At 69.9% G+C, this 25,620-nt stretch carries 24 protein-coding genes; 12 read left to right on the plus strand and 12 right to left on the minus strand.

The window, feature by feature from the left end; all coding sequences use genetic code 11:
* Nucleotides 1-150 precede the first annotated feature (150 nt).
* The 4 genes from AB0G28_RS40070 to AB0G28_RS40085 form a co-directional block, all read right to left on the minus strand.
* Nucleotides 151-1,983, minus strand: coding sequence for a glycoside hydrolase family 6 protein (locus AB0G28_RS40070; RefSeq protein WP_361102167.1), 1,833 nt, complete (start codon nt 1,981-1,983; stop codon nt 151-153).
* A gap of 51 nt (nt 1,984-2,034) precedes the next feature.
* Nucleotides 2,035-3,615 (minus strand): cellulase family glycosylhydrolase, encoded by a 1,581-nt coding sequence (locus tag AB0G28_RS40075; protein ID WP_361102170.1) that lies wholly within the window; start codon nt 3,613-3,615, stop codon nt 2,035-2,037.
* A gap of 10 nt (nt 3,616-3,625) precedes the next feature.
* On the minus strand, nt 3,626-6,544 hold the full coding sequence (locus AB0G28_RS40080) for a glycoside hydrolase family 48 protein (protein WP_361102173.1): 2,919 nt from the start codon (nt 6,542-6,544) through the stop codon (nt 3,626-3,628).
* 411 nt (nt 6,545-6,955) lie between these two features.
* Entirely contained in the window at nt 6,956-7,948 is a 993-nt protein-coding gene (locus AB0G28_RS40085; protein ID WP_361102313.1) for a LacI family DNA-binding transcriptional regulator, read from the minus strand.
* 250 nt (nt 7,949-8,198) lie between these two features.
* Here AB0G28_RS40085 and AB0G28_RS40090 point away from each other — a divergent pair, with 250 nt between their 5' ends.
* From AB0G28_RS40090 to AB0G28_RS40115, 6 genes are all read left to right on the plus strand, one after another.
* The gene (locus tag AB0G28_RS40090; RefSeq protein ID WP_361102176.1) at nt 8,199-9,503 is read left to right on the plus strand and encodes an extracellular solute-binding protein; all 1,305 of its coding nucleotides are present in this window, start codon (nt 8,199-8,201) and stop codon (nt 9,501-9,503) included.
* A gap of 4 nt (nt 9,504-9,507) precedes the next feature.
* Nucleotides 9,508-10,503, plus strand: coding sequence for a sugar ABC transporter permease (locus AB0G28_RS40095; RefSeq protein ID WP_361102179.1), 996 nt, complete (start codon nt 9,508-9,510; stop codon nt 10,501-10,503).
* A complete protein-coding gene (locus AB0G28_RS40100) occupies nt 10,500-11,357 on the plus strand; it encodes a carbohydrate ABC transporter permease (protein WP_361102182.1) in 858 nt (285 codons plus the stop codon). Before AB0G28_RS40095 ends, AB0G28_RS40100 begins: the two co-directional genes overlap by 4 nt.
* A 44-nt stretch (nt 11,358-11,401) precedes the next feature.
* The gene (locus AB0G28_RS40105) at nt 11,402-12,766 is read left to right on the plus strand and encodes a GH1 family beta-glucosidase (protein WP_361102316.1); all 1,365 of its coding nucleotides are present in this window, start codon (nt 11,402-11,404) and stop codon (nt 12,764-12,766) included.
* Nucleotides 12,767-12,879: 113 nt separating this feature from the next.
* A complete protein-coding gene (locus AB0G28_RS40110; RefSeq protein ID WP_361102185.1) occupies nt 12,880-14,646 on the plus strand; it encodes an IlvD/Edd family dehydratase in 1,767 nt (588 codons plus the stop codon).
* 64 nt (nt 14,647-14,710) lie between these two features.
* Nucleotides 14,711-15,019: a DUF3040 domain-containing protein gene (locus tag AB0G28_RS40115; protein ID WP_361102188.1), complete on the plus strand. Its 309-nt coding sequence runs from the start codon at nt 14,711-14,713 to the stop codon at nt 15,017-15,019.
* Nucleotides 15,020-15,093: 74 nt separating this feature from the next.
* Here the strand turns inward: AB0G28_RS40115 and AB0G28_RS40120 are convergent, their stop codons facing one another.
* Nucleotides 15,094-15,510, minus strand: coding sequence for a CBS domain-containing protein (locus AB0G28_RS40120; RefSeq protein ID WP_361102192.1), 417 nt, complete (start codon nt 15,508-15,510; stop codon nt 15,094-15,096).
* Nucleotides 15,511-15,599: 89 nt separating this feature from the next.
* Here AB0G28_RS40120 and AB0G28_RS40125 point away from each other — a divergent pair, with 89 nt between their 5' ends.
* Nucleotides 15,600-16,232 carry a UdgX family uracil-DNA binding protein gene (locus tag AB0G28_RS40125; protein WP_361102195.1) on the plus strand — a complete coding sequence of 211 codons (633 nt, stop codon included), beginning with the start codon at nt 15,600-15,602 and terminating at the stop codon, nt 16,230-16,232.
* Here the strand turns inward: AB0G28_RS40125 and ligD (AB0G28_RS40130) are convergent.
* From ligD (AB0G28_RS40130) to AB0G28_RS40145, 4 genes are read right to left on the minus strand one after another with little or no spacing between them, the layout of a single operon-like run.
* Nucleotides 16,225-17,088, minus strand: a complete 864-nt coding sequence (gene ligD / locus AB0G28_RS40130; RefSeq protein ID WP_361102198.1) for a non-homologous end-joining DNA ligase — start codon at nt 17,086-17,088, stop codon at nt 16,225-16,227. The genes AB0G28_RS40125 and ligD (AB0G28_RS40130) overlap by 8 nt on opposite strands.
* Entirely contained in the window at nt 17,085-18,029 is a 945-nt protein-coding gene (gene ligD, locus AB0G28_RS40135; RefSeq protein ID WP_361102201.1) for a non-homologous end-joining DNA ligase, read from the minus strand. The genes ligD (AB0G28_RS40130) and ligD (AB0G28_RS40135) overlap by 4 nt, the downstream gene beginning before the upstream one ends.
* Entirely contained in the window at nt 18,026-18,967 is a 942-nt protein-coding gene (locus tag AB0G28_RS40140; protein WP_361102204.1) for a Ku protein, read from the minus strand. The genes ligD (AB0G28_RS40135) and AB0G28_RS40140 overlap by 4 nt, the downstream gene beginning before the upstream one ends.
* A 10-nt stretch (nt 18,968-18,977) precedes the next feature.
* On the minus strand, nt 18,978-19,175 hold the full coding sequence (locus AB0G28_RS40145) for a hypothetical protein (protein WP_361102207.1): 198 nt from the start codon (nt 19,173-19,175) through the stop codon (nt 18,978-18,980).
* A 177-nt stretch (nt 19,176-19,352) separates the two neighbouring features.
* Between AB0G28_RS40145 and AB0G28_RS40150 the strand changes: the two genes are divergently transcribed.
* Nucleotides 19,353-19,565: a hypothetical protein gene (locus tag AB0G28_RS40150; protein WP_361102210.1), complete on the plus strand. Its 213-nt coding sequence runs from the start codon at nt 19,353-19,355 to the stop codon at nt 19,563-19,565.
* Between the two features lie 107 nt (nt 19,566-19,672).
* On the opposite strand, the gene AB0G28_RS40155 is transcribed toward AB0G28_RS40150, so the two are convergent.
* Nucleotides 19,673-20,401 (minus strand): GAF and ANTAR domain-containing protein, encoded by a 729-nt coding sequence (locus AB0G28_RS40155; RefSeq protein ID WP_361102213.1) that lies wholly within the window; start codon nt 20,399-20,401, stop codon nt 19,673-19,675.
* Nucleotides 20,402-20,694: 293 nt separating this feature from the next.
* Here AB0G28_RS40155 and AB0G28_RS40160 point away from each other — a divergent pair, with 293 nt between their 5' ends.
* On the plus strand, nt 20,695-21,048 hold the full coding sequence (locus tag AB0G28_RS40160) for an STAS domain-containing protein (protein WP_361102216.1): 354 nt from the start codon (nt 20,695-20,697) through the stop codon (nt 21,046-21,048).
* Here the strand turns inward: AB0G28_RS40160 and ctaD are convergent.
* Together ctaD and AB0G28_RS40170 are read right to left on the minus strand one after the other, a co-directional pair.
* Nucleotides 20,960-22,729, minus strand: a complete 1,770-nt coding sequence (gene ctaD / locus AB0G28_RS40165) for a cytochrome c oxidase subunit I (protein WP_361102219.1) — start codon at nt 22,727-22,729, stop codon at nt 20,960-20,962. The genes AB0G28_RS40160 and ctaD overlap by 89 nt on opposite strands.
* A gap of 83 nt (nt 22,730-22,812) precedes the next feature.
* The gene (locus tag AB0G28_RS40170) at nt 22,813-23,778 is read right to left on the minus strand and encodes an LLM class F420-dependent oxidoreductase (RefSeq protein ID WP_361102222.1); all 966 of its coding nucleotides are present in this window, start codon (nt 23,776-23,778) and stop codon (nt 22,813-22,815) included.
* 113 nt (nt 23,779-23,891) lie between these two features.
* On the opposite strand from AB0G28_RS40170, the gene AB0G28_RS40175 reads away from it, so the two are divergent.
* From AB0G28_RS40175 to AB0G28_RS40185, 3 genes are all read left to right on the plus strand, one after another.
* Nucleotides 23,892-24,221, plus strand: a complete 330-nt coding sequence (locus tag AB0G28_RS40175; RefSeq protein WP_361102225.1) for a plasmid stabilization protein — start codon at nt 23,892-23,894, stop codon at nt 24,219-24,221.
* A gap of 77 nt (nt 24,222-24,298) precedes the next feature.
* Nucleotides 24,299-24,748 (plus strand): anti-sigma factor, encoded by a 450-nt coding sequence (locus AB0G28_RS40180; RefSeq protein WP_361102228.1) that lies wholly within the window; start codon nt 24,299-24,301, stop codon nt 24,746-24,748.
* Entirely contained in the window at nt 24,745-25,536 is a 792-nt protein-coding gene (locus AB0G28_RS40185) for a SigB/SigF/SigG family RNA polymerase sigma factor (protein ID WP_361102231.1), read from the plus strand. The genes AB0G28_RS40180 and AB0G28_RS40185 overlap by 4 nt, the downstream gene beginning before the upstream one ends.
* The last annotated feature ends 84 nt before the right edge of the window (nt 25,537-25,620 follow it).

Consider the following 25,620-nt stretch of genomic DNA (forward strand, 5'->3'; position numbering starts at 1 on the left):
GCCCCGCGCTGTCCGGCCGGGGGGGCCTGGGGCCCGCCCGGGACCCGGCGGGCGGGCCTGGCGGGACAGACCGCCGCCGGTGCTGCGGTGGCGTGGTGGAGCCCGGGCCGGGCGGCGGCTGCGCGGCACCGCCCGGCCCGGGGTGTCGGATCACTGCACCGGCGGGTAGGCGTTCTGGACCAGCTGCTCGAACTGGGTCTCGAACCACTTGCCGGACAGCGGGGCGTTCGGCAGGGCGCCGGTGAGGTTGCCACCGTTGGCCTGCTGGCTGCCGTGGAAGGTCGGGTCGCACATCGGGTCGGCGCCCTTGCCCTCGTCGTTCGGGATCTGCTGGCTCGCGCCGTCGGACTCACCCGGCGGCTTGATCCAGACGTAGGCGTCGAAGTGCGCCGCGGGGGACGCCGTGGGCCGCACGCCCAGCCCCGCACCGCTCTGGTTGCACCAGTTGCCGCGGTGCAGCCGCCGGTCGATCCGGCCCGAGTTCACGTAGGTGTCCACAGTGGAGCCCGACGCCCCGCTGGGCCGGGCCGCGCCGCCCCAGCCGTTGCGCGAGGTGTCGATCAGCATGCCGATACCGCTCGGCAGGCCCGCGGAGACGAACGCGCTGTACATCGCGCTGGCGAAGGGAACCTCGGCGAAGTACGGGTTGTACTGGTAGAACGTCGCCGACTTCAGCGGCTGCCCGCCGACGTTCAGGTTCGGGTCCGGCAGGTACGGCTCGGTCAGCGGGGTGTAGTTCGCGGTGTCGCTGATGAAGCCGTCGATGCTGTTCACCCCGGCCGTCGTCCCCTGCAGCACCTGCTTGACCAGGTTGACGAACGGCTGGAAGTTGCTGTCCCAGCCCAGCCACGCCGAGTGCGCGATGTCCAGGTAGTTGTAGACGTTGGAGATCGCGTGCAGCTTGTTCAGCGCGTACTGGATGCCCTGGGTGTACGCCCCGCTGGACTGCGCTTCCGCGCACTTGGCCGTCGAGGTGTTGGTGATCAGGTTGGGCAGCGAGTCCGGCTCGACGACCGCCACGATCCGCAGCGGCGCGTACTTCGCGTCCGAAAGGATCGAAGCGATCGGGTCGATGTACTCGCTCTTGTACCGGGCCAGGCCGTTCTGGGCGACCTGCAGCTCACCGTTGGACGCCAGCGCCGCGCAGTCGCGGTTGGGCAGGTCGTAGACGACGATCTGGATCGTCACCGGCGTGCCGCCGCTCGCCTGGCTCAACGCCGCGTCCAGGTGCCCGCGCAGGCCCCGCGAATCCGCCGTGCCGGCGATCGCCGCGATCCGGTCCAGCCAGACCGCGGTCGAGGTGTTGGCCACCTTGGCCATCTGCGCACCCAGCGTGCCGCCCTTCGCCGCGGCCGCCGCGCTCACCTCACCAGACCAGTCCGGGTTCACGTACCCCTTGGCGCCCGCGTACGGGTTCTCCACGTGGGTCCCCGGCTGGGTCGGGGTCGTCGTGGTCGTGGGGCCCGTCGGCGTCGTCGTGGTCGTGCTCGTGGGGCCGGTCGGCGTGGTGGAGGTCGTCGGCGTCGTCGGGGTGGTGGTCGGGCCGCCCACCGTGCCGTCGCAGTGGACGCCGTTGAGCGAGAACGACGCCGGGATGGCGTTCGTGCCCGAGTACGAGCCGTTGAAGCCGAAGTTCGCCGTCGCGTTCGTGCCGAGCGTCCCGCCCCACGACGGGTTCTTCGCGCTCACGTGCTTGGCGCTCTGACTGAACACGGCACTCCAGCCCTGCTGGACCTGCTGGTTGCCGCCGAAGTCCCATTCGACGTTCCACGACGAGACGCTGTCGCCGAGGTTGGTCACCGCGATGTTCGCGGTGAACCCGGTGTCCCACTGGTTGACCGTGTAGGTCACCTTGCAACCGGCCGCGGCGCCGGCGGGACCGCCGCCGGCCACCAGGAGCCCCGAGACGACCGCCGCGGCCGTCACCGAGGAGGCCACGGCGAGCCGGGCCTTCCTCTTCGGGGACCAGAATTCACTCCTCATCGAGTGCGCTCCTTAGTCTTTCGGTGGGTGGAGTCTCTTTCGGTGGGTGGGTCAGGTGGTGCACGCGGTCGCCCCGACGGCGAACCCGCTGGGCGTGCCGGTCGCCGGACCGGTCGCCTGGATGCCGATCGACACCGAAGCGCCGCCGGCCAGGTCGGGCGCCCAGGTGGGGGCCTTGGCGCTCGCCTGCTGCCCGGTCTGCGAGACCGTCGCGTTCCAGCCGCCGGTGATCTGCGTGCCGGCGGGCACCGTCCAGCCGAGCGCCCAGTTCTTCAGCGCCGAACCGCCCGTGTTCTTCAGGGTCACCGTCGCGATGAACCCGCCCTGCCACGTGTTGTCGACGTGGTAGGAGACCGCGCAGCTCACCGGGGGCGGCGGGTCGCCGGGGCCGCCGCCCGATCCCACGGGCGGGATCAGGTACGGCTGCAGGATCGCCTGCTTGGCCTGGTTGACCGTGGTCCAGTCGTCGTTGAGGATGCCGCCGGTGTCCCCCGAGTTCGGGTTCCACGACCAGTAGGTGAAGCTCATCCCGGTCGGGCCGGTGCCGGTGTAGCGCATCAGCTCCTGCAGCCACGTCTTGTCCCGCGGGTCGGCGAGCGTCGTGCCGAACTCGCCGAGCAGCACCGGAGCGATGTTCTGCTTCTGCAGGTACCCGAAGAAGTGGTCCCACAGCGCGGGCATGTTCGCCGGGAACGCGGGGTCGGAGAACCACTTCTGGGCGAACACCGACGTCGCGTACTCGTGCGCCGAGTACACCAGCTTGTCCGGTTTGGACAGTCGCACCGGGAACTGCTTCGCTCCCGACAGGTTGCCGCCCCACCAGCCGCACTGCGGGTCGCCGGTGCCGCTGACGCAGTCGACGCCCTCGACGACGATCAGCCAGTCCGGGTTCGCCGCGAGCACGGCGTTCCCGGCCCGCTCGGCGGCGAGCCGCCAGTCGGTCGCGGTGTCGCCGCAGCCCCAGCAGGCCCCGCCGCCGCCCTGGATCGAGTGCGGCTCGTTGTGCAGGTCCGCGCCGATCACCGTGGTGTTGCCCTTGTAGTGCTGGGCCAGCATCGTCCAGTCGGAGATCCAGCGGCTTTCCGAGTACGCGCTGGTGTACCAGAGCGGGGACTGCGCGCCGGAGTCCGGCCGGTGCCGGTCCAGGAGCACGCGCATGCCCTTGGTGCCGGCGTAGGCGACGATCTTGTCCAGCACCTGCAACCCGGACAGGCCCTGCAAGTCCGGGTTCTGCACCTGGTCGATGCTGACCGGCTTGGACCCGGGGTCGAACAGCTGGTTCGAGTACGGCAGCCGCAGCGTGTTGTACCCGAGCCCGGCCATCTGGTCGAGCATGTCCTTGTAGTTGCGGCTCCACAGGCCGTGCGGCGAGTAGTTGGCCGTCTCGGCACCGAACCAGTTGATCCCGGTCATCCGGACCGGCGCGCCGGTCGCGTCGACCAGCTGGGAACCGGCGGCGTGCCAGAACCCGGTGCCGGTGCCGGCTGCTGCGGAGCTTTCACGTGAAAGCTCCGTCCCCAGGCCCGAGCTTTCACGTGAAAGCTCGGGGGTGGGGGCCGCGGCGGCCGGGGACGCCGTGAGAACGGCGCCCCCGGCCAGTGCGGCGACCACCAAAGCGAGCAGTCGCTTCATCGAGTGCCTCTCAACCGAACAGGGCGACGTGCGCGGCGAACGCCGTGGCGATCTCCGACTGCGCCCAGAACCGGTGGTAGGTGAACGTCGGCGCGGCGCCGCCGTTCAGATAGGACTGGACCTTCGGCCAGTCGGGATCGTTCTTGTAGAACGACCGGATCGACAGGAACGTCGAGCTGGAGTTGATCGTGTCGCCGTTCGGCATCTTGCCCGTCCAGCCCGAGGGCACGTACAGCCCCTGGTCCGTGGTGGCGTTGTAGGTGTCGTCGAACCGGTCGTAGTCCTTCCGGGTCTCCGGCACCGCGATGCCCTTGGCGTCGGTGTTCGCCGACAGGGCGTTCAGCAGCTGCTCCCCGACCGTCTTCGCCTGGGCGTTGCTCGACCCGGACGCGTAGTAGAGCAGCGTCTTGGCGAGCGAGGCCGCGACCCCGACGTCCTGGCTGTAGTTCTTCACCGAGACGTGCAGGCCGGTGTTCGCCCCCGGGCTGGTGGCGTTCCAGGTGTCCGGCGCACCGCTCCAGGTCAGGTCGGACGGGATCTGGAAGCTCCCGCCGGTCCCGATGGTGGTCTGCGCGATGGCCCACGGGACCCACTTGTCGAGGATCTTCTTCGCCCGGGCGTCGCCGGTCGCCTGGTAGTACTCGGCGATCCGCTCCATGCCCCAGGTCTGGAAGCCGAACCACTGGTTGCTCGGCGGGTCGTGCCAGACCGGCTGCCAGTCGTAGAACATCCCGTAGAACGTCGGCGTGCCCGCCGGCGGGGTACCGTACTGGCCGTCCCAGCTGTTGGTCGCGCCGCCGGCGAGACCGCCTTCGGACGACTGCAGCCACTGCAGGAACTCCATCTGCCGCCCCAGGCTGGTCGCCCAGTCGGTCGCACCGGTCGCCGAAGTGACCTTCAGCCCCGGGTCGGCCGACAGCGCGTACGCGGCCAGCGGGTTCTGGTAACCCTGGTGCGCCGCACCGTCACCGATGCGCCAGGCCCAGGAGCTGGACGGGTCGGCCGAACCGCCCCAGGCGTAGTACCACGAGATCAGGTAGTGCTCGCTGTCCTTGCCGGTCCCGGCCGGGCAGCTCGACGCGCCGACGCAGTTGCCGATCTTCTTGTAGTACTTGTCGAACAGCGAGTACCGCAGGTAGTCGCCCATCTTCGACGCCTTCTTCAGCACGGCGGCGATGTCGGCGCTCTTGCCCTGTGCCTGCGCCCACTTCTCGGCCTGGAAGGCCACCTGGACAACCCGGGCATCCGCGTCCGGTGCGTCGGTGTACTTCCACTGCTTGGCATACGACGAGTCACCGGTGAACAGGTCGAGGTACCCGTTCTTGCCACCGAACTTCAGCATGTCGCAGCTGGGCTGGGTGACCGTCTCCCACACCGACTCCTGCGAACCGCGCTGGAAGGTGTTGATGAACGCCGGGGCGGTGTTCGTGCCGTCCTCGCAGTGGCCGAACTTGTAGATATTGTCCACGTCGAGCAGCCAGTGCATGCCGTAGACGTCCGGCGAACCGTAGGCCGCCTTGAGCTCCGCCGCGATCGGGTCGGCCCCGACCGACACGCCGGACTGCAGCTGCGACGGGTAGGACTTCGGGCTCGGGTACTCCGCCGCGTACGTCGCCGGCTTGCTCGCGTTGTACCCGGAGTTGCCCGGCTGGTCGGCCGCCGACGGGATGGCATAGGTCTCGATCGAGGTCCACGCCTGGTTGAACGGGGCCCAGTCCCCGGTGACCCGGCCGTAGGACGCTTCCAGCCAGAGGTAGTAGCTGAACGCCTCCGACGTCGTCTCGTGCCCGTGGTCCGGCGCCTCGACGATCAGCGTCTCGATCGAGTGGTAGGGCACCAGGATGTTGCCGAACTTGCGGAAGTAGCCGTTGTTCGGGTCCTTGATCTTGTTGTACTGCGTCAGGAACGCGAGCTGGTAGTCCGAAGTGGACGACGAGATCTCGTTCACCGTCACCGTCGCCGCGGTGTACCCGCTGCTGCTCGCGGTGAAGGTCGCGCTGCCCAGCGCTCCCCCGTTGTCGGCGCTGGTGACCGTGACGTTCTGCGGGGTGTTCCAGTTCGCCGTCGTGAACGTCAGGCTCGCCGGGGCGGCCGTCAGGTCCGTGCTCCCGGCTGTCCGCGCGACGGCGACGGTGACCGGAGCCGTCGGGGCACCGGCGAGGGAGACGGCGAACGTCGTCGTGCCGCCCTGCTTGACCTGCGCGGTCGCCGGGCTCGCGACAATCGTCGGCCCGGACAGCACCTTCACGCTCACCGGGCTCGACGTCGTGCTCGCGCCCTTGTTGTCGTAGGCCTTCGCCGTGATCGAGTAGGTTCCGGCCGGGACGTTGCCCCAGCTGCCCTCGAACGGCGCCGCCGTGTCCGTGGCCAGCAGCGTGTCACCGGCGTAGAACTCGACCTTGCTCACCGTGCCGTCGCTGTCCGCCGCCGTGGCGGCCAGCGGAATCGTCGCCGGGGCGTAGTAGGTGCCGGTTGAACTCGGCGAGGTCAGCGTGACCGTCGGCGCCTTGTTCGCGCCGGTGCACGCCGTACCGTTCACCGAGAAGTCCGTGGGCGGGCGGTTCGCCGAGCCCTTCGAGCCGTTGAAGCCGAACGACGTGCTCGCCCCGGTGTCGAGGTGACCGTTGTAGGACATGTTCGTCGCGGTGACCGCGGACCCGGACTGGGCGAACGTGGCGCTCCAGCCCTGCTGGACCTTCTGGCCGTCGAGGAACGTCCAGCCGACCTTCCAGCTGTCGAACGGCGCGCCGTCGTTGCGCAACGAGACGTTCGCGGTGAACCCGGTGTCCCAGTCGCTGGTGGTGTAGGTGACGGAACAGGCGATGTCGGCGCCGAGCGCCGGGGGTGGGGCGACCACCGCGCCCGTGACCGCCAGCACGGCCGAGGCCAGTGCCAGCGCACGCGCGCGCTTTCGAGGAGAGGAACGCATGGCTGCGGAACTCCTTTGTCCGTAGGGAGCCAGCGATCTGGGAGCGCTTCCAGGCGCAGACGGTAGCCAGCCGGAAACCTGGATGTAAAGAATCGAGTCAGAAGGACACCGCGGGACCGGATGTCACATCTGCGCGTCCGGCGAACACCGACGCACTGAACGCTCCTGAACAGCCCGCATCGATAGTGGGCTCATCACCCGTTTGGCGCAGTCAGGCAGTGACACTGGGTTGCCTGAAACGTTATTTAGCGCCGAACGTGTACACCTGGGCGGTTAGGCTCCCACCGAGCGGGCAATGCCGGCCGGCCGAGCACACGCGGAGTTCATCGCGACCGGAGAAACCGGCACGCACCCAGCCGGACGCCACGCGTGTCCGGATGGACGACACGCGTGTCCGGCCGGACACCGGGGTCAGCTCGAGGCGCGGACCGCCAGGGAGACCGGGAGAATCTGCTGCCGCGGCTTCAGGTTCTGGTCGGCCAGCAGCTGCATCATGGTCTCGACCATCGCGTGGACCTGCTCGCGCGGGTCCTGGTGCACCGACGTCAGGGGCGGGTTCATGGCCGGGGCGAGGGTCGCGTTGTCGTCGAAGCTGACCACGGCGACGTCGTCCGGGATGCGGCGGCCCGCCGCGTCGAGGGTGCGCAGCGCCCCCACCGCCATCATGTCGCTGGCGACGAACACCGCGTCGAGGTCCGGGCGCCTGGCCAGCAGCGCGGACATCGCGTTCGCTCCGCCGGACAGCGTGAAGTCGGCCTCTTCGGCCAGGTCGGCGGGGTCGAGCCCGGCGTCGAGGAGGGTCTTGCGCCAGCCGGCGAGCCGGTCGATCGGGGCGCTCTGGTCCAGCGGGCCCGCGATCGTGGCGATCCGCCGCCGCCCGGCCGCGACCAGGTGCTCGACCGCCAGCCGGGCGCCGCCCTCGTTGTCGAAGTCGACGACGTGCACGCCGCGCCGGATGCCGGCCGCCTGCCCGCCGAACACCACCGGGATCCGCAGCAGGCGCAGCGCCTTGGGCAGCGGGTCGGCCCGGTGCGGCGCGAAGACCAGCGCGCCGTCGACGTGCCCGCCCTCGAGGAACCGCACGGTCTTGCTCAGGTCCTCGCGGGTGTCGCTGAAGATCAGGACCATCTGGCGGCCGACGTCGGCCAGCTCCCGGTAGCCGGCCTTCATGACGGCGGTGCGGTAGTGGTCGAGCAGCAGGTCCTCCGGCTCCGACAGCACCAGCGCGATCGCCCCGGTGCGCCGCGTGACCAGCGACCGCGCCGCCTGGTTCGGGGAATAGCCCAGGTCACGGGCCGCGGCCAGCACCTTCTCGCGCGCCGCCGCGCTGACGTACGCGTCGTCGTTCAACGCGCGTGACGCCGTCGACCGCGACACGCCGGCGAACGCCGCGACGTCTTCCAGCGTCGGCCGTTCTTCATCCCCTGCTCGAGGCCCCACGGCACCGCCCTCGCTCACCCACAACCACCCGGACGTCGACAGCTTAACGGTCACGCAGGGCGATGTCCGGGAGCGCTCCTCGCAGGAAACGCTCCGGTTACGACCCCTTGACACCGGTGAGCACCCCCAGCAGACTCTGCCACACCTGGGAGCGCTCCCAGATCGGCTCCCAGCAGTGAGAGCGCTCATTCCCGTCAACAAGGTGGTTGGACACGTGAGAACGATCCGGAACGGCCTGGTCCTGGCACTGGGTATCACGATGACGGCGCTCGGCGCCTCGGCCTGCAGCGGGGGCGGTGAGCAGACCCAGCCGGCGGCGGCGAACCCGAACGAGCACGTCGAACTGACGCTGGCCACGTTCACCGAGTTCGGCTACGAGGCCCTCATCCCGGAGTACGAGCGACTGCACCCCAACATCAAGATCACCCACCGCAAGACCGGTCAGGGCGGGCCCTACCACCAGGAGCTCACCACCAAGCTGGCCGCCGGTTCGGGCCTCGCCGACGTCACGGCGCTGGAAGAGGGACACCTGTCCGACTTCCTCGACAAGGGCTCGAAGTTCAACGACCTGAGCAAGATCGGGCCGGCCGACGCCTCCCCCGACCGCTGGCTCAGCTGGAAGTACGACGCCGCCAAGACCAAGGACGGCAAGGTCATCGGCTACGGCACCGACATCGGCCCGCTCGCCATGTGCTACCGCAAGGACATGTTCCAGAACGCCGGCCTGCCCACCGACCCCGAGGCCGTCAAGCCGCTGTTCGCCACCTGGGACAGCTACTTCCAGGCCGGGGCCGACTACGTGAAGAAGACCGGCGGCAAGGCCTGGTTCGACTCGGCCGCGCAGAACTTCAACGCCATGGTCAACCAGCTCCCCGAGGGCTACATCTCCAACGACGACAAGCTCGCCGTCGAGAGCAACCAGGGCATCAAGGACGCCTGGACCAAGGTCACCGACGCGGTCGCCAAGGGCGAGTCCGCCAAGCTCACGGCGTTCAGCCCCGAGTGGAACACCGGCTTCAAGCAGGGCGCGTTCGCCACGAAGGTGTGCCCGTCGTGGATGCTCGGCGTGATCAAGGAGCAGGCGGGCCCGGAGAACTCCGGCAAGTGGGCGGTCACCGCGGCGTTCCCGGGCGGCGGCGGCAACTGGGGCGGGTCGTACCTGACCGTGCCGACGCAGTCGAAGCACCCGAAGGAAGCGGCCGAGCTCGCGGCGTGGCTGACCGCGCCGGAGCAGCAGATCAAGGCGTTCCAGGCCAAGGGCAACTTCCCCAGCCAGGTCAAGGCGCTGACCGACCCGGCCCTGCTGAGCCAGACCGACGCGTACTTCGGCGGCGCCAAGATCGGCGAGCTGTTCGCCGAGCAGGCCAAGAAGGTCCAGAAGCCGCAGTACAAGGGTCCCGGCGACGGCCAGATCCAGGAGAACGCGTCGAGCCCGGCCCTCAAGGCGGTCGAACAGGGCAAGTCGGCCGCGGACGGCTGGAACCAGATGGTCGAAGCCGCGAAGAAGATCACGCGCTGAACCGATGACCGTCATCGACAAGGTCGCGCCAGAAGGGAGTAAGGCCGGGGAGCGAGTGTCTCCCCGGCCCACCTTCCGTCACCGGTTGAGCCGGTGGGACGTCAAGGTTTCGCCGTACCTGTACATCGCGCCGTTCTTCATCGTCTTCGGGATCGTCGGCCTGTTCCCGCTGCTCTACACCGCGTACGTCTCGCTGTTCAAGTGGAAGGCCGGGGGCGACGACCCGGACTTCATCGGTCTCGACAACTACAAGGACCTGTTCGCCGACACCCAGTTCTGGAACGCGCTGGGCAACACGGTCAGCATCTTCCTGCTCTCCAGCGTCCCGCAGATCATCATCGCGGTGCTGCTGGCCGCCCTGCTCGGCGCCCGGCTGCGCGGGGCGACCGGCTGGCGGGTGGGCATCCTGCTCCCGTACGCGGCCAGCCTCGTCTCGATCGGGATCATCTTCGCCAACCTGTTCGGCCCGCAGTACGGGCTGATCAACGGCGTGCTGCAGACCATCGGGCTGGACCCGGTGGACTGGCAGGCCAACCGGTTCGCCAGCCACATCGCGATCGCGACCATGGTGAACTGGCGCTGGACCGGGTACAACGCGCTGATCGTGCTGGCGGCGATGCAGGCCATCCCGAAGGAGCTGCACGAGGCAGCGCTGATCGACGGCGCGGGGCTGTGGCGCCGGTTCTTCAACGTCACGCTGCCCCTGCTGAAGCCGACGCTGGTCTTCGTCACCATCACTTCGACGATCGGCGGCCTGCAGATCTTCACCGAGCCCAAGCTGTTCGACGCCATGCCGGGGTCGAACAACGGCGGCTCGACCAACCAGTTCCAGACCGTGACGCTGTACCTGTACCAGATGGCGTTCGAGAACTCGAGCCTCGGCTACGCCTCGGCGATCGCGTGGGTGCTGTTCCTGGTCATCGTGCTCATCGCGCTGGTGAACTTCTTCATCACCGGCCGGATCGCGCACAACCCGGCGGTGAAGGTGAAGAAGAAATGACGACAATCCAAGGCGGGCTGCGCAGGAGCGTCGCCACCCTCGGCAAGCCGCGCAAGGCCACCTACGTCGTGCTGGCGATCTTCGTGCTCGGTTCGCTGTTCCCGTTCTACTGGTCGTTCCTGGTGGCCAGCCGCGACAACGGGATGCTCACCGAGCGCATCCCGCCGTTCATACCCGGCGGGAACTTCTTCGCGAACGCCCAGCGCGTGTTCGACACCGTGCCGTTCTGGAAAGCACTCGCCAACAGCGTCATCGTGTCCGGGACGGTCACCCTGACCACGGTGCTGTTCTCGTCGCTGGCCGGGTTCGCCTTCGCCAAGCTGCGGTTCCGCGGGCGGAACGGGCTGTTCGTGTTCATCGTCGTCACGCTCGCGGTGCCGACCCAGCTCGGCATCATCCCGTTGTTCATCGCGATGTCGGAGCTGGGCTGGGCCGGTCACCTCGAGTCGGTGATCGTGCCCAACCTGGTCACCGCGTTCGGCGTGTTCTGGATGCGGCAGTACACAGTGGACGCTCTGCCGTACGAGCTCATCGAGGCCGCGCGCGTCGACGGCTGCAGCATGATCCGGATCTTCTGGAACGTCTGCCTGCCCGCGGTGCGCCCGGCCGCGGCGATCCTCGCGATGTTCACGTTCATGATGTCGTGGAACGACTTCCTGTGGCCGCTCGTCGTGCTGGACGCCGGCAACCCCACCGTCCAGGTGGCCCTGGAAAAGCTGCAGAGCGGCTACTACATCGACTATTCGCTCGTCCTGGCCGGCACGACCCTGGCCACCATCCCCATCCTCATCGTCTTCGTCCTCCTCGGCCGCCAGATCGTGGCCGGGATCATGCAAGGTGCCGTGAAAGGGTGAACATGTCCGTACATCCCGACAGCGTTCGGGCGGAGACCGCGTTGATGTTCCCGCCTGGCTTCGTCTGGGGCGCCGCCACCGCGTCGTTCCAGGTGGAAGGAGCCACGACGGCCGACGGGCGCACCGACTCGGTCTGGGACGTCTTCGCCCGCCGCCCGGGCGCGGTCCGGGGCGGCGACAACGGCGAACCGGCCGCCGACCACTACCGGCGGTACTCCGAGGACGTCGGCCTGATGCGCCGGCTCGGTCTCGGGGCCTACCGGTTCTCGCTGGCGTGGCCGCGGGTGCGGCCGGACGGCGGCGAGCCGAACGCCGCCGGGCTCGCCTTCTACGACCGGCTGGTCGACTGCCTGCTCGAGGCCGGGATCCAGCCGTGGGCGACGCTCTACCACTGGGACCTGCCGCAGGCGCTGGAGGACAAGGGCGGCTGGACGTCGCGGGACACGGCATTCCGGTTCGCCGAGTACGCCGAGACCGCGCTGGAGCGCCTCGGCGACCGCGTCGCCAGCTGGTCGACGCTGAACGAGCCGTGGTGCGCGGCGATGCTGGGCTACGCGGGCGGCATCCACGCCCCCGGCCGCACCGACCACCCGGCGGCCGTGGCCGCCACGCACCACCTGCTGCTGGGCCACGGCCTGGCGATGGACATCATCCGGCGGCACGCCCCGGACGTCCCGGCGGGCATCACGCTGAACCTGTACCCGGTCGCCCCGCACGACCCCGCGGACGCCGGCGACGTCGACGCGGCCCGGCGGATCGACGGCCTGCAGAACCGGCTGTTCCTCGACCCGGTGCTGCGCGGCGGCTACCCGGACGACCTGGTCGCCGACCTCGCGCCGTTCGGGCTGGGCGAGGTGGTCCGGGACGGGGACGCGGCGATCATCGCGGCGCACGTCGACTGGCTCGGCGTGAACTACTACCGCGACTACCGCGTCGCGGGCCGCCCGGTGCCGGGCAGCGAGCCGGCGGGCCCGGAATGGGTCGGCGCGGGCGACGTCCACTTCGTCCCGGACCCGGCCGCCCCCCGCACCGACTCCGGCTGGGAGGTCCAGCCGGCCGGGCTGACCGAGTCGCTGCTGCAGGTCCACCGCGACTACCGGCCGGTGCCGCTGTACATCACGGAGAACGGCGCGGCCTACCCCGACGTCATCGGCGACGGCGGTGACATCGTCGACACCGACCGCGTCGCGTTCCTCGACTCCCACCTGCGGGCGGCGCACGACGCCATTCAGGAGGGCGTCGACCTGCGCGGGTACTTCTACTGGTCGCTGCTGGACAACTTCGAGTGGGCCGAGGGGTACGCGAAGCGGTTCGGCCTCGTCCACGTCGACTACGAGACGCAACGCCGCACGCCCAAGCGCAGCGCGCACTGGTACGCCCGGGTGATCGGCCTCAACGGCATCGGCTGAGTCTCAAGCGCCCCAATGTGGCGTTGGTTGCGTCCAACGCACCGAACGCCACATTGGGTGCGCTGGACGCACCGAACGCCACATTGGGGCGCTCGGGTGCCAGACTGGCCGGTATGGGACTGCGCAGCGAAGCCTGGTTCGACAACCCCGCCGACCCCGGCATGACCGCCCTCTACCTCGAGCGGTACATGAACTGGGGCCTCACCCGCGAGGAGCTGCAGTCCGGCAAGCCGATCATCGGGATCGCGCAGACCGGCTCCGACCTCACCCCCTGCAACCGGCACCACCTGCAGCTGGCCGACCGGACGCGCGAAGGCATCCGCGAGGCGGGTGGGATCGCCATCGAGTTCCCGGTGCACCCCATCCAGGAGACCGGCAAGCGCCCGACCGCCGCACTCGACCGCAACCTCGCCTACCTCGGCCTGGTCGAGACGCTCTACGGCTACCCGATCGACGGCGTCGTGCTCACCACCGGCTGCGACAAGACCACCCCGGCGTGCCTGATGGCCGCCGCGACCGTCGACATCCCGGCCATCGTGCTGTCCGGCGGCCCGATGCTCAACGGCTGGTACAACGGCGAGCGCACCGGGTCCGGCACGATCATCTGGAAGGCGCGGGAGCTGCTCGCCGCCGGCGAGATCGACGACGCCGGGTTCATGGAGCTCGTCGCGTCGTCCGCGCCGTCGCCGGGGCACTGCAACACCATGGGCACGGCGTCCACGATGAACGCGCTCGCCGAGGCGCTGGGGATGAGCCTGCCCGGCTGCGCGGCCATCCCGGCGCCGCACCGCGACCGGGCCCGGATGGCCTACCGCACCGGGCTGCGGATCGTCGAGCTGGTGCGGGAAGACCTCAAGCCGTCGGACATCCTGACGCGGGAGGCGTTCGAGAACGCCATCGTGGTGAGCTCCGCGATCGGCGGTTCGACCAACGCTCCCATCCACCTCGGGGCCATCGCCCGGCACATCGGCGTCGACCTGCCCTTGGCCGATTGGCAGCGGCTCGGGTACGAGGTGCCGCTACTGGTCGACCTGCAGCCCGCGGGCAAGTACCTCGGCGAGGAGTTCCACCGCGCGGGCGGTGTCCCGGCCGTGGTGCACGAGCTGATGCGCCACGGGCTGGTCCACGAGGACGCGCCCACGGTCAACGGCCGCACCCTCGGCGAGAACTGCCGCGACGCCGAAGCCGGCGACCGGGACGTCATCCGGACTTTTGAGACCGCGCTCGTGCCCGACGCCGGGTTCCTCGTGCTGCGCGGCAACCTCTTCGACGCGGCGATCATGAAGTCGAGCGTCATCTCGCCGGAGTTCCGGCGGCGTTATCTGGCCGGCGGTGTCTACGAGGGCACGGCGGTGGTGTTCGACGGGCCGGAGGACTACCACGCCCGCATCGACGACCCCGGCCTCGGCGTCGACGAGCACTCGCTGCTCGTGATGCGCGGCACCGGCCCGCTCGGCTACCCGGGGTCGGCGGAGGTGGTCAACATGCGGCCGCCGGCGGCGCTGATCAAGCGGGGCATCCACGAGCTGCCGTGCCTCGGCGACGGCCGCCAGTCGGGCACCTCCGGGTCGCCGTCGATCCTCAACGCCTCTCCGGAAGCCGCCGCGGGCGGCGGGCTCGCCGTGCTGCGGACCGGCGACCGCGTGCGGATCGACCTCACCGCCGGCACCGCGGACGTCCTGATCCCGGACGAGGAACTCGCGTTGCGGCACAAGGAACTCGCCGAGTCGGGTGGCTACCCGGTGCCCGAGTCCCAGACGCCGTGGCAGGAGATCCAGCGGTCGATGGTCGACCAGCTGTGCGACGGCATGGTGCTGCGCCCCGCCGTGGCGTACCAGCGGATCGCGAAGACGAAGGGAATTCCCCGCGACAACCACTGACTTTCCCGCTTCGGCGGGCCGGAAAACGGGTACCCACCGGGTTAGCCGAGGCGAGGAGGCCCCCATGCTCCCGGAGCGAGAACGCCACGCCCTGCGCGCGATCGAAGCGGAACTGCAAGCGAGCGATCCCGCGTTCGCCGCCGCCTTCAGCGGCCGCAAGCTGCGCTCCCCCAGGCGCTGGAACCTGCTGCTCGTGCTCTGCGACGTCACGGCGGCGGTGATGCTGGTCGTCGGCCTGTTCGCCCGTGACGCCTCGCTCGTGCTCTGGGGCACGGTGAGCGCGGGCGCCCTGGTGGCCTGGCACATCGCGCGCGCCGAGTCGGTCCGCGAGTCCACTGAGGACGGGACGACCCGGGCCACCGGCACCCCCTGAAACGCCGGACGCCGTACGGCCGCCCGTGGTGAGGACCGTGGGCGGCCGTACGGCGTTTCCGGTGGTGGGTCAGGTCAGTCGTAGGACAGCGCCTCGACCAGCTCGCCGGCGGTCGGGTTCGACAGTGCCCTGGCGACGTCGGCCTGCGCGACGATCCCGACGAGGTCGTGCCCGTCGATCACCGGCAGCCGGCGGACGCGGTGCTCGGACATGGTGCGCAGGATCTCCTGGGCGTCGTCGTCCGCGCCGATCGTCACGACCTCGCCCTGGGCGAGCTCGCCGACGTGGAGGGCGCGCGGGTCCTTGCCCTCGGCCAGGACCTTCACCACGATGTCACGGTCGGTGATCATGCCCTTGAGCCGGTTGTCCTCGCCGCAGATCGGCAGCGCGCCGACACCCTTCCGCGCCATGGTGACCGCGGCGTCGTGCACGGTGTCCGACTCCCGGGCGCAGGTCGCGTCCGACGTCATGATCTCACGTGCGGTGGTCATCGTGAACTCCTTTCGTCCTTGAGCCGTGTTCTGCGGCTACCCGGGCGCGGCAGGTTTACCCGTGGTCCGGGCGGGGAATTTCCCGGCACATGCCGGATTCACGCGGTGCCGAGCCGCCGGACACCACCGACCTCGACCGCCTGCGGTCGGCGGCGTCCGGTTGCCGAGGCTGCCCGCTCTACCAGGACGCGACCCAGACCGTCTTCGGCGAAGGCACGCCCGAGGCGAAGATCCTCGTCGTCGGCGAGCAGCCGGGCGACAAGGAGGACCTGGCGGGGGAGCCGTTCGTCGGCCCCGCCGGCAAGCTCCTCGACCGCGCCTTCGAGGAAGCCGGGTTCGACCGGCGGTCGTTGTACGTCACCAACGCCGTCAAGCACTTCAAGTTCAAGCGCGACGAGCGCGGCAAGCGCCGCATCCACCAGAAGCCGGGCCGGACCGAGGTCGTCGCGTGCCGCCCGTGGCTGCTGGCGGAGCTGCGCGCGGTGCGCCCGGACCTGGTGCTGCTGCTGGGCGCGACGGCCGCGCAGTCGTTGCTGGGCCCGAAGTTCCGGCTCACCGCGCACCGGGGCGAGCCGGTGGACGCACCCGACGACGTCGCCGAGCTGGTGCCGTCCGCGGTGGCGACGGTCCACCCGTCGGCGGTGCTGCGGGCGCCCGACCGGGACGAGGTCTACGCGGCCTTCGTCGCCGACCTGAAGGCCGCCTGCAAGACCCTCAAGTGAGCTGCTCCAGCGCCGCCTCGGCCGAGGCGGCGTGCTCGTCGAGGGCCCGCCACGGGTCTTCCTTGCGCGCCAGCCGCTGCTTCTCCTTCGCCAGGCTCCAGCCGTCGGGGTCCGCCTTGCCCAGCTCCCGCCAGTCCAGCGGCGTCGCGGCGGCCGCGCCGGGGCGGGCGCGCAGCGAGTATGGGCAGACGAACGTCTGCGCGTAGCCGTTGCGGTTGGCGTCCAGGAAGATCCGGTCGCCACGCTTGTCCTTGCGCTGGGCCGTCGTCAGGCGGTCCGGGTCGTCTTCCGCGACCCGGTCGGCGAGGGCGCGCGACAGCTCCAGCACCACTTCCGTGTCCGACTTCGCGTCCAGCGGCGCGAGCACGTGGAAGCCGCGGCCGCCGGTCGCCTGCACGAACGCCGTCAGCCCCACCCGCTCGTAGTGGTCGCGGATGCGCCGCGCGACCGCGCGCAGTTCCGCGACCGGGGTGCCCTCCGGCGGGTCGAGGTCCAGCACCAACCGGTCCGGGCACTCCGGAGCATCCACAGTGGACAACCAGACGTGGAACTCCACGGTCCCCTGGTTCGCCAGGTATTCCAGCGTTTTGGCGTCGTCGCACACGACGTACTGGTCGGTGCCGCCGCCGCGCCGGGGAACGCGCTCGACCCGGATCGAGTCCGGGAAGTGCTCCCCCGGGTGCTTCTGGAACCACCCCTGCTTGCCGATGCCGTCGGGGAAGCGCCGCAGCGTCAGCGGGCGCCCGCGCAGGTGCGGCAGCATGACGTCCGCGACGGCGCGGTAGTACTCGACGACGTCGCCCTTGGTCAGGCCGTCGTCGGGGTAGAACACCTTGTCCGGGTGAGAAGTCTTCACGCTCGCTCCCGTACGACGTCCGCGGCCTTCTTGTCCTCGCGCAGCCCGGCGAACCGCGGGTGCCGCAGCCGCCCGTCCCGCGTCCACTCGGAGAAACCGATCTGCGCCACCAGTTCCGGGCGCACCCAGTGCGCGCCGGGTTCCTTGACCGGCCCGGCGAACGGCGACCGCGGCGTCTCCCGCTCGCGCAGCCGCGCGTGCAGCGACGTCAGCAGCTTCTCGTCGAACCCGGTGCCGACCTTGCCCGCGTACTTCAGCCTGCCGTCTTCGTGGTAACCGAGCAGGAGCGCGCCGAAGCCGTGCCGCGCGCCCTGCGGGTCCGTGAAGCCGCCGATGACGAGTTCCTGGCCCTGCGCGCACTTGAACTTCAGCCAGTCGGGTGACCGCCCGGGGTGGTACGGCGCGTCGGCCCGCTTGGCGATGACGCCTTCCCACCCGCGGCGGCAGGCTTCCGCGAAGAACTTCTCGCCTTGGGCGTTCCGGTGCGCGGACAGCCGCAGCGGGTCCTCGAAGTCGAACGCGTCCCGCAGCAACGCCTTCCGCTGCCGCAGCGGCAGCCCGGTCGTGTCCTGGCCGTCGTAGTACAGCAGGTCGAACAGGTAGTAGTAGACGCGCACGCCGGTCGCGCGGGCGCGTTCCGGGTCGCTCACGTGGATCCGGGGCTGCAACGCCGCGAAGCTGGTGTGGGCGCCGTCGAACGCGACGATCTCACCGTCCGCGACGAACCGCCGCCCGCCCCGGGCGGCGAGCGCCTCGACGATCTCCGGGTAGGCGTTGTCCATCACCTTCCGGTTGCGCGAGTACAGCGTCGGCGGGCCGGCGTCGCGCACGCAGATCGCGCGGACGCCGTCCAGCTTGCGCTCGAAGATCCAGTCCGCGTCCGAGAACCGGCGGTCGGTGAGCGTGGCCAGGGCCGGCTCGCGCCAGCCGGGGGCGCTCACGACGCCTTCAGCGCCTTCTCGAGTTCCGCACGCGTCATCTTCGACCGGCCTTTCACGCCCTGCTCACGGGCGAGCTTGTCCAGATCGGACTTCGACAGCTCGGAAAGCTCGTCCTGTTTCTGCTTCTTCGCGGCCTTCTTCTTCGGCTCCTTGCCCCCGCTCTTGCGGTTCTTGACGCTGCGTGACAGCGCCTCGAAGAGGTCGACGACGTCGGCCGAGGGCTCCGGCTCCTCTTCGTGGGTGATCTCCTTGCCCGCCTCCTTGGCCTTGATCAGCTCTTCGACGCGCTCGGAGTACTCGTCGCGGTAGTCCTCGGGCTTCCACGGCGCGGTCATCTCGTCGACCAGCGCCATGGCCATGTCCAGCTCCTTGGGCCGCGGCTTCGGCAGCTGCGGGAGCTTGCCCATGACGTCCTTGGGCTTGCGCAGGTCCGCGACGAAGTGCAGCGTGTTGAGCACCATGACGTCTTGCCCGGCGCGAACGGCCGCGAGGTACTCCTTGCCGCGCAGCACGAACTTGGCGACGCCGGCCTTCTCGCTGCGGTCCATCGCCTGCAGCAGCAGGCCGTAGGCCTTGGCGAAGTCCTCCTTCGCCGGCTTGAGCCAGTACGTCTTGTCGAAGAACCACGGGTCGATCTCGTCGAGCTCGACGAACTGCTCGATGTCGATCCGGCGGGACCGCTCGGGCGCGATCTCGTCCAGCTCGTCCGGTTCGACGAGCACGTGGTCCCCGCCGCCGAGGTCGTAGCCCTTGACGATCTCGTCCTGGGTCACCTCGTCGCCGGTCCGCTCGTTGACCTTGCGGTTGCGGATCCGGTCCGACGTCCCGCGTTCGAACTGGTGGAAGTGGATCGTGTGGTCCGCCACCGCCGGGTACAGCTCCACCGGAACGGTGACCAGCCCCAGGCTCAGCGCACCGCTCCACACCGGTCGGGCCATGCCGGGCTCCTCAGGCGACGTCGCTGGCGCGCCGGCCGGCCGAGTGCAGGCCCAGCATGTCCAGCAGCCGCGCGCAGTCCTCGGGGTCCTTGGCCCGCGCCGCGACGGCCAGCGCCGCCTTGTGCCGGGTGCGTTCCAGCTCCGGTGAGTCCCCGCCGTCGGCGAGCAGGTCCGCCACCGGCCGCAGGTCGTTCCGCTTGTCTCGCATCTTGACTCCCCTCGGGCAGGTCCCCGGTACTCCTTCGCCGACGGATTACCCCGGATCACCCCGAGCGACACGGAAGTGACCGAAGATGATCCACGCTAGGCCGAACGAGTGAATTCGGCTGGTACCGGCCCTGAAGGCGGGCAAGGTGGTGAGACCCACGTCACACCAGGAGGCCGGATGGGCGCCCAGCTCCGCATCAGCCGCGAGGAAGGGGCACTGCCCTGCGAGGTCTGCGGGTTCCGGACGCTGCACGTGGCCCAAGTCGTCGCCGACGACGGGACCGTGCTCGGCCGCACCCTGGTCTGCACGACCTGCCAGCTCGCCCGGCAGCGCCCGGACCCGGCGGCCACCGAAGCGGAGGCCCCGCCGGACGAGGTCCCGACCGCCTGACGCCGGCTCAGCGGCGATCCGATGTCGTGAACGACTCGTTCAGGACGTCCGACGACAGGAACGAGTCGTTCAAGACGTCGCGGATCCGTCCCCGAGGAGGACGGGCGTCACGCGGTGGTCGCGACCGCCGCCACGAACTCCGCCGCCACCTCGTGGAGCTTGCGGTTGCCGTCCTGAGAGCGCTTCACCAGGCGCTGGAACGCCTCTTCGGCCGTGATGCGGTGCGCGGCCATCAGGATCCCCTTGGCCTGGTCGATCACCGCGCGGGTCTCCAGCGCCCGGTTGAGCTGGTCGACCAGCTCGCGCGCCGCGAAGTACCGCCGGGCGCTGCGCAGGCCGATCACCACCGTCGCGGTGTACAGCTCGAGGATCTTCGTCCCCAGCTCGCTGAACCCGTGTTCGCCGAACCCGAAGAGGTTCACCGCGCCGGACATGTCCTCGTCCACCGTCAGCGGCGCGGCGAGGAAACTGGCGACGCCCAGTTGCCCGGCCGCCGACACGAACTGCGGCCACAGGTCCCCCACCGCGCCGACGCCGACCCGGACCGGCTGCCCGGTCTCGGCGGCCCGCAGGCACGGGCCGTCCCCGATCCGGTACTGCTCGCGGTCGAAGTTCACCGCCCGCTGGTCGGTGCTGGCGACCGTCTCCGGCACGCCGTCGCGCACCAGGGTGATGCTCGCCATGTCGGCCCCCGGCACCACCTGCACCGCGTGGTCGCAGACCGCCTGAAGCATCTGGCCGAGGTCGAGCTCGGTGTCCAGCATCGCGGTCAGCGACTCCATCGCGACCGTGACTTCGTCCAGCCGTGCGGTGAGCTGCTCGTGGCCGCCCGTCATCCTGGTGACGCCCCTCATTCTTCTGCTGGGGGCGCTGGAGGACCAGGGAGGACCCGGGCGCGCGCCACTAGTGGGCCGCTAGCGCTTTAACGGGTCCAGCGCGAGGTTACTGCATCCCGTCCGCCCCGGGCACGAGCGGTCACCGCTGCGGCGCGCCGCACGCCCATTCGGAGCAACGCCGGTTGCGGGCCCTCACCGCGCGATTAGGCTCGGGTGACGGTTCAACCAGCAGCCGACCCCCTCGAGAGCGCGGCAGCCCGGCCGCGCGCCACCCAGGACGGCGGCGAACCGACATGAACCTTCCCCGAGCCCGGCACCCGGGCCTCCGGCTGCGCACGACGTGGCCCGCTCCGCACGCGGTCCTGGTCACCGCGCGCGGTGACCTCGACAGCGCGACGGCGGACGACCTGGCCGCACTGCTTTCCGACCGCCTGTGGGCGACGCCGGACCAGCTGACCGTCGATCTGTCCGAAGTGGACTTCCTGGGCGTGGCCGGCGTCCGCGTGCTGCTGCACGCGGCACTGCAGGCCGAGCAGAGCGGCACGGCTCTGCTCGTGGTCACCGGGACGAACCCGACGGTCCGGCGTGCTCTTCGCGTGACGGGAGCGGATCGGCGGCTCGCCCGGCCCGAGCCCGCGCCCGCTTAGACCGCACGTACCGCTCCTCCAGCAGCCGCTCCACGACCTCCGGGTGGTGCAGCTCGAACGCCGGCCGCTCCGAGCGGATCCGCGGCAGGTCGAGGAAGTTGTGCCGGGGCGGCGGGCAGGTGGTGGCCCACTCGAGGGAGTTGCCGAACCCCCACGGGTCGTCGACCAGCACCTGCTCGCCGTAGCGGTAGCTCTTGACGACGTTCCAGATGAACGGCAGCGTCGACGCGCCGAGGATGAACGCGCCGATCGTCGAGATGGTGTTCAGCGTGGTGAACCCGTCGGTCGAGAGGTAGTCGGCGTAGCGGCGCGGCATGCCCAAGTCGCCCAGCCAGTGCTGGATCAGGAACGTCGTGTGGAAGCCGATGAACGTCGTCCAGAAGTGCCACCGGCCGAGCTTCTCGTCGAGCATCCGGCCGGTCATCTTGGGGAACCAGAAGTAGATGCCGGCGAAGGTGGCGAACACGATCGTGCCGAACAGCACGTAGTGGAAGTGCGCGACGACGAAGTACGAGTCGGTCACGTGGAAGTCCAGCGGCGGCGAGGCGAGGATGACGCCGGTCAGGCCGCCGAACAGGAAGGTCACCATGAACCCGACCGACCACAGCATCGGTGTCTCGAAGGTCAGGTTCCCCTTCCACATGGTGCCGATCCAGTTGAAGAACTTGATCCCGGTCGGCACCGCGATGAAGAAGGTCAGGAGCGAGAAGAACGGCAGGAGCACCGCGCCGGTGGCGAACATGTGGTGTGCCCACACGGTCGCCGACAGCCCGGTGATCGCGATCGTCGCGAACACCATCAGCCGGTAGCCGTACAGCGGTTTCCGGCTGAACACCGGCACGATTTCGGTGACGATCCCGAAGTAGGGCAGGGCGACGATGTAGACCTCGGGATGGCCGAAGAACCAGAACAGGTGCTGGAACATGATCGCCCCGCCGTTCTCGGGGTCGAAGACGTGCGCACCGAGCCGGCGGTCGGCCTCCAGGCCGAACAGGGCGGCCGTCAGGATCGGGAACGCCAGCAGGATGAGGATGGCGGTGAACAGGATGTTCCAGGTGAACAGCGGCATCCGCCACATGGTCATCCCGGGCGCGCGCAGGGTGACGATCGTGGTGGTCATGTTGACCGCGCCGAGGATGGTGCCGAGCCCGGACACGATCAGGCCCATGATCCACAGGTCACCGCCGATGCCCGGCGAGTGGATGGCGTTCGACAACGGCGTGTAGGCCGTCCACCCGAAGTCCGGGGCGCCGCCGGGGGTGAGGAACGAGCTGATCACGATCAGCCCGCCGAACAGGTACAGCCAGTAGGCGAACCCGTTGAGCCGCGGGAACGCGACGTCCGGCGCGCCGATCTGCAGCGGCAGGATGTAGTTGGCGAACCCGAACAGGTTCGGCGTCGCGTAGAGCAGCAGCATGATCGTGCCGTGCATGGTGAACAGCTGGTTGTACTGCTCCGGGGAGAGGAACTGCAGCCCCGGCCGGGCCAGCTCGCCGCGCATCAGCAGCGCCATCGCGCCGCCCGCCATGAAGAACAGGAACGACGTCACCAGGTACAGCAGCCCGATCGTCTTCGGGTCCGTGGTCCGCATCAGGGCCAAGAGCGTCCCGCCCTTCGGCCCACGCCGTGCCACGGCCAAGGGCACCGCCTGCAGGCTCGGTGCCGGCCTCGTCTCGGTCATCCGCAACTCCCGCCGCTGGATTGTCCGTTACTTCGCGTAGTACTCCTGCCGGCACCGAACCCGCGTCGCCCCGACGGGTGAAATCACCCGCGCAGCGCCGGCAACAGCTCCTTCTCGGCGAAGTCGAGGAAGCCGTCCTGCTGGTCGCCGCCGATCTGCACCAGCGCGACGTCGGTGAAGCCGGCCTTCTCGAACTCGCGGACGCTCTCGACGATCGGCTCGACGTCGGGGCCGCACGGGATCGAGCCGGCGACGTCGTCCTCGCGGACGAACTGCGTGGCCCCGGCGAAACCGGACGGACCGGGCAGCTCGGCGTTGACCTTCCAGCCCCCGGCGAACCAGCGGAACTGCTCGTGCGCCCGCTTCACCGCGGCGTCGCGGTCGGTGCCCCACGACACCGGCAGCTGCCCGACCTTGCGGCTCGGCGCGCCGCCCAGCTTCGTCGCGTCCCACTCGCTCGACAGCTCGGCCTTCGGCTCGACGGCGATCATCACGTCCGCGACCGGGGCGAACCGCTTGACCGACTGCGAACCGGACACCGCGACCCCGATCGGGATCCGCTTCTCCGGCAGGTCCCACAGCTTCGCCGAGTCGACGCGGAAGTGCTTGCCCTCGTAGTCGAAGTACCCACCGTCGAACAGGCCGCCGATGATCTGCACGGCCTCGGCGAGCATGTCGTGCCGGACGTTGGCCGGCGGCCAGCCGCGGCCGACGACGTGCTCGTTGAGGTTCTCCCCCGCGCCGAGCCCGAGGGTGAACCGGCCGCCCGACAGCGCCTGCACGGTCGCGGCCTTCTGGGCCACCACCGCGGGGTGGTAGCGCATGGTCGGGCAGGTCACGTAGGTCATCAGCTCGACGCGTTCGGTGGACTGCGTGACCGCGCCCAGCACGCTCCAGGCGTACGGCGCGTGGCCCTGTTCGGCCAGCCAAGGCGAGTAGTGGTCGCTCATGACCTCGAAGTCGAAGCCCGCCTGGTCCGCCCCGGCGGCGAACCGGACCAGGTCGTTCGGTCCCGCCTGCTCGGTCATCAGGGTGTAGCCGATCCGCATCGGCGCCTCCTCTCGGGTCAGCTCCCCGCGTACCCGTCCGCCGCCGCGGGTAACCCCGGACGTTTATCCCGTGATCACCCGGGTACCCACTCCGCGAGACGAAGGGAGCGGACATGCCTCAGTCGTGGAGCGGCAAGCGCGAACGCCAGTACGAGCACATCAAGGATTCGGCCGAGGACCGCGGCGCGAGCACCAAGCGGGCCAAGGAGATCGCGGCCAGGACGGTGAACAAGAACCGCGCCCAGTCGGGTGAGTCCCGGCAGGCCAGCAAGACGTCCGTGAAGGACAAGTCCCCGCAGCAGCGCGGTGGCGAGCGGTCCGGCAACAGGAAGGGCCCGGGCGGCCCGACGAAGGACCAGCTCTACAACGAAGCGAAGAAGCGGAACATCGACGGCCGGTCGACGATGACCAAGAAGGAGCTCGAACGGGCGCTGGGCCGGTGACCATTCCCGAAATCCCCGAACACCAAATCCCTGAACACGAAGTGTCAGCATTCGCCCAGATGGGTAGTACCCCCGGCATGGAAGAAACGCGAAAGAGCAGCTTGGCCGACGGCAAGCCGACCGTCGACGAGCTGCTCGACGAACTGGTGGAGCTGCGGCTGCCCGCGATGGCGGAGCAGATCCCGCTGGTCCGCATGCTCACGCACGGCGTGGTCTCCCGCGCCGACTTCGGGCTCGACGCCATCGCCGACGCCAAGATGGCCGTCGACGAGGCCTGCGCGCAGCTCGTCCAGCTGGCCGAGCTCGGGACCCAGCTGCACTGCCGCTTCCGCCTGGCCCCCGACGGCCTGCACGTCATCGTTTCGACCCGCTCGACCGACCCGCGGCCGCCGAGCGACCGGACGTTCGGCTGGCACGTCCTGACCACGCTGAGCCGGTCGGTGACCGCGCACTGCGACGTCCTTCCCGGTGGAGGCGCGGGCATCGTCACGATCGAGCTGGTGCTCAACCCGGGAACGAGCGCGTGAGCGGCGAGCGGAAAACCCTCCTCCACCGCCCGGACGAATATGCCCACTGCGAGCCGCTGTTCGAAGAGCTGGGCGAGCTCGATCCCGACGACCCGCGGCGCGAAGCCGTCCGCAGCAAGCTGGTGACCGAGCTGCTCCCGCTCGCCGAGCACATCGCGACCCGCTTCTCCGGCCGCGGCGAGCCCCGGGAGGACCTGGTCCAGGTGGCGCGGATCGGCCTGATCAACGCCGTCGACCGGTTCGACCCCGCCCGGGGCCACGACTTCCTGTCCTTCGCCGTGCCGACGATCATGGGCGAGGTCCGCCGCCACTTCCGGGACACCGGCTGGTCCGTCCGGGTCCCCCGCCGACTCAAGGAGCTGCACCTTTCGCTCAGCCAGGGTTCGGCGGTGCTCTCCCAGCGCCTGGGCCGCGCCCCGACGCCGACCGAGCTGGCCGAGCACCTCAACCTGGACGTCGAAGAGGTCCGCGAAGGGCTCCTCGCCGGCAACGCCTACCAGGCGCTGTCGGTCGACAAGCCGGTGCACGACGACGCCGAGGCCCTGTCGCTGGCGGACACCATGGGGGAACCGGACCACGAGATGGCCATGGTGGAGAACCACGAGGCCCTCCAGCCACTGCTGCAGGAGCTGCCGAAGCGCGAGCGCGCGATCCTGGTCATGCGCTTCTTCGGCGGGCTGACCCAGACGCAGATCGCCGACCGCGTCGGCATCTCCCAGATGCACGTCTCCCGGCTGCTGTCGCAGACCCTGGAGCAGCTGCGCGGCAAGCTCACCGGCGAAGTCTGAGTCCGGTCCCCGCCCTTCTCAAGCGCCCCAATGTGGCATTGGGTGCATCTGACGCACCCAATGTGGCGTTCGGTGCGTCCAACG

The organism is Amycolatopsis sp. NPDC021455, from assembly GCF_040640995.1.
Taxonomy (GTDB): Bacteria; Actinomycetota; Actinomycetes; order Mycobacteriales; family Pseudonocardiaceae; genus Amycolatopsis.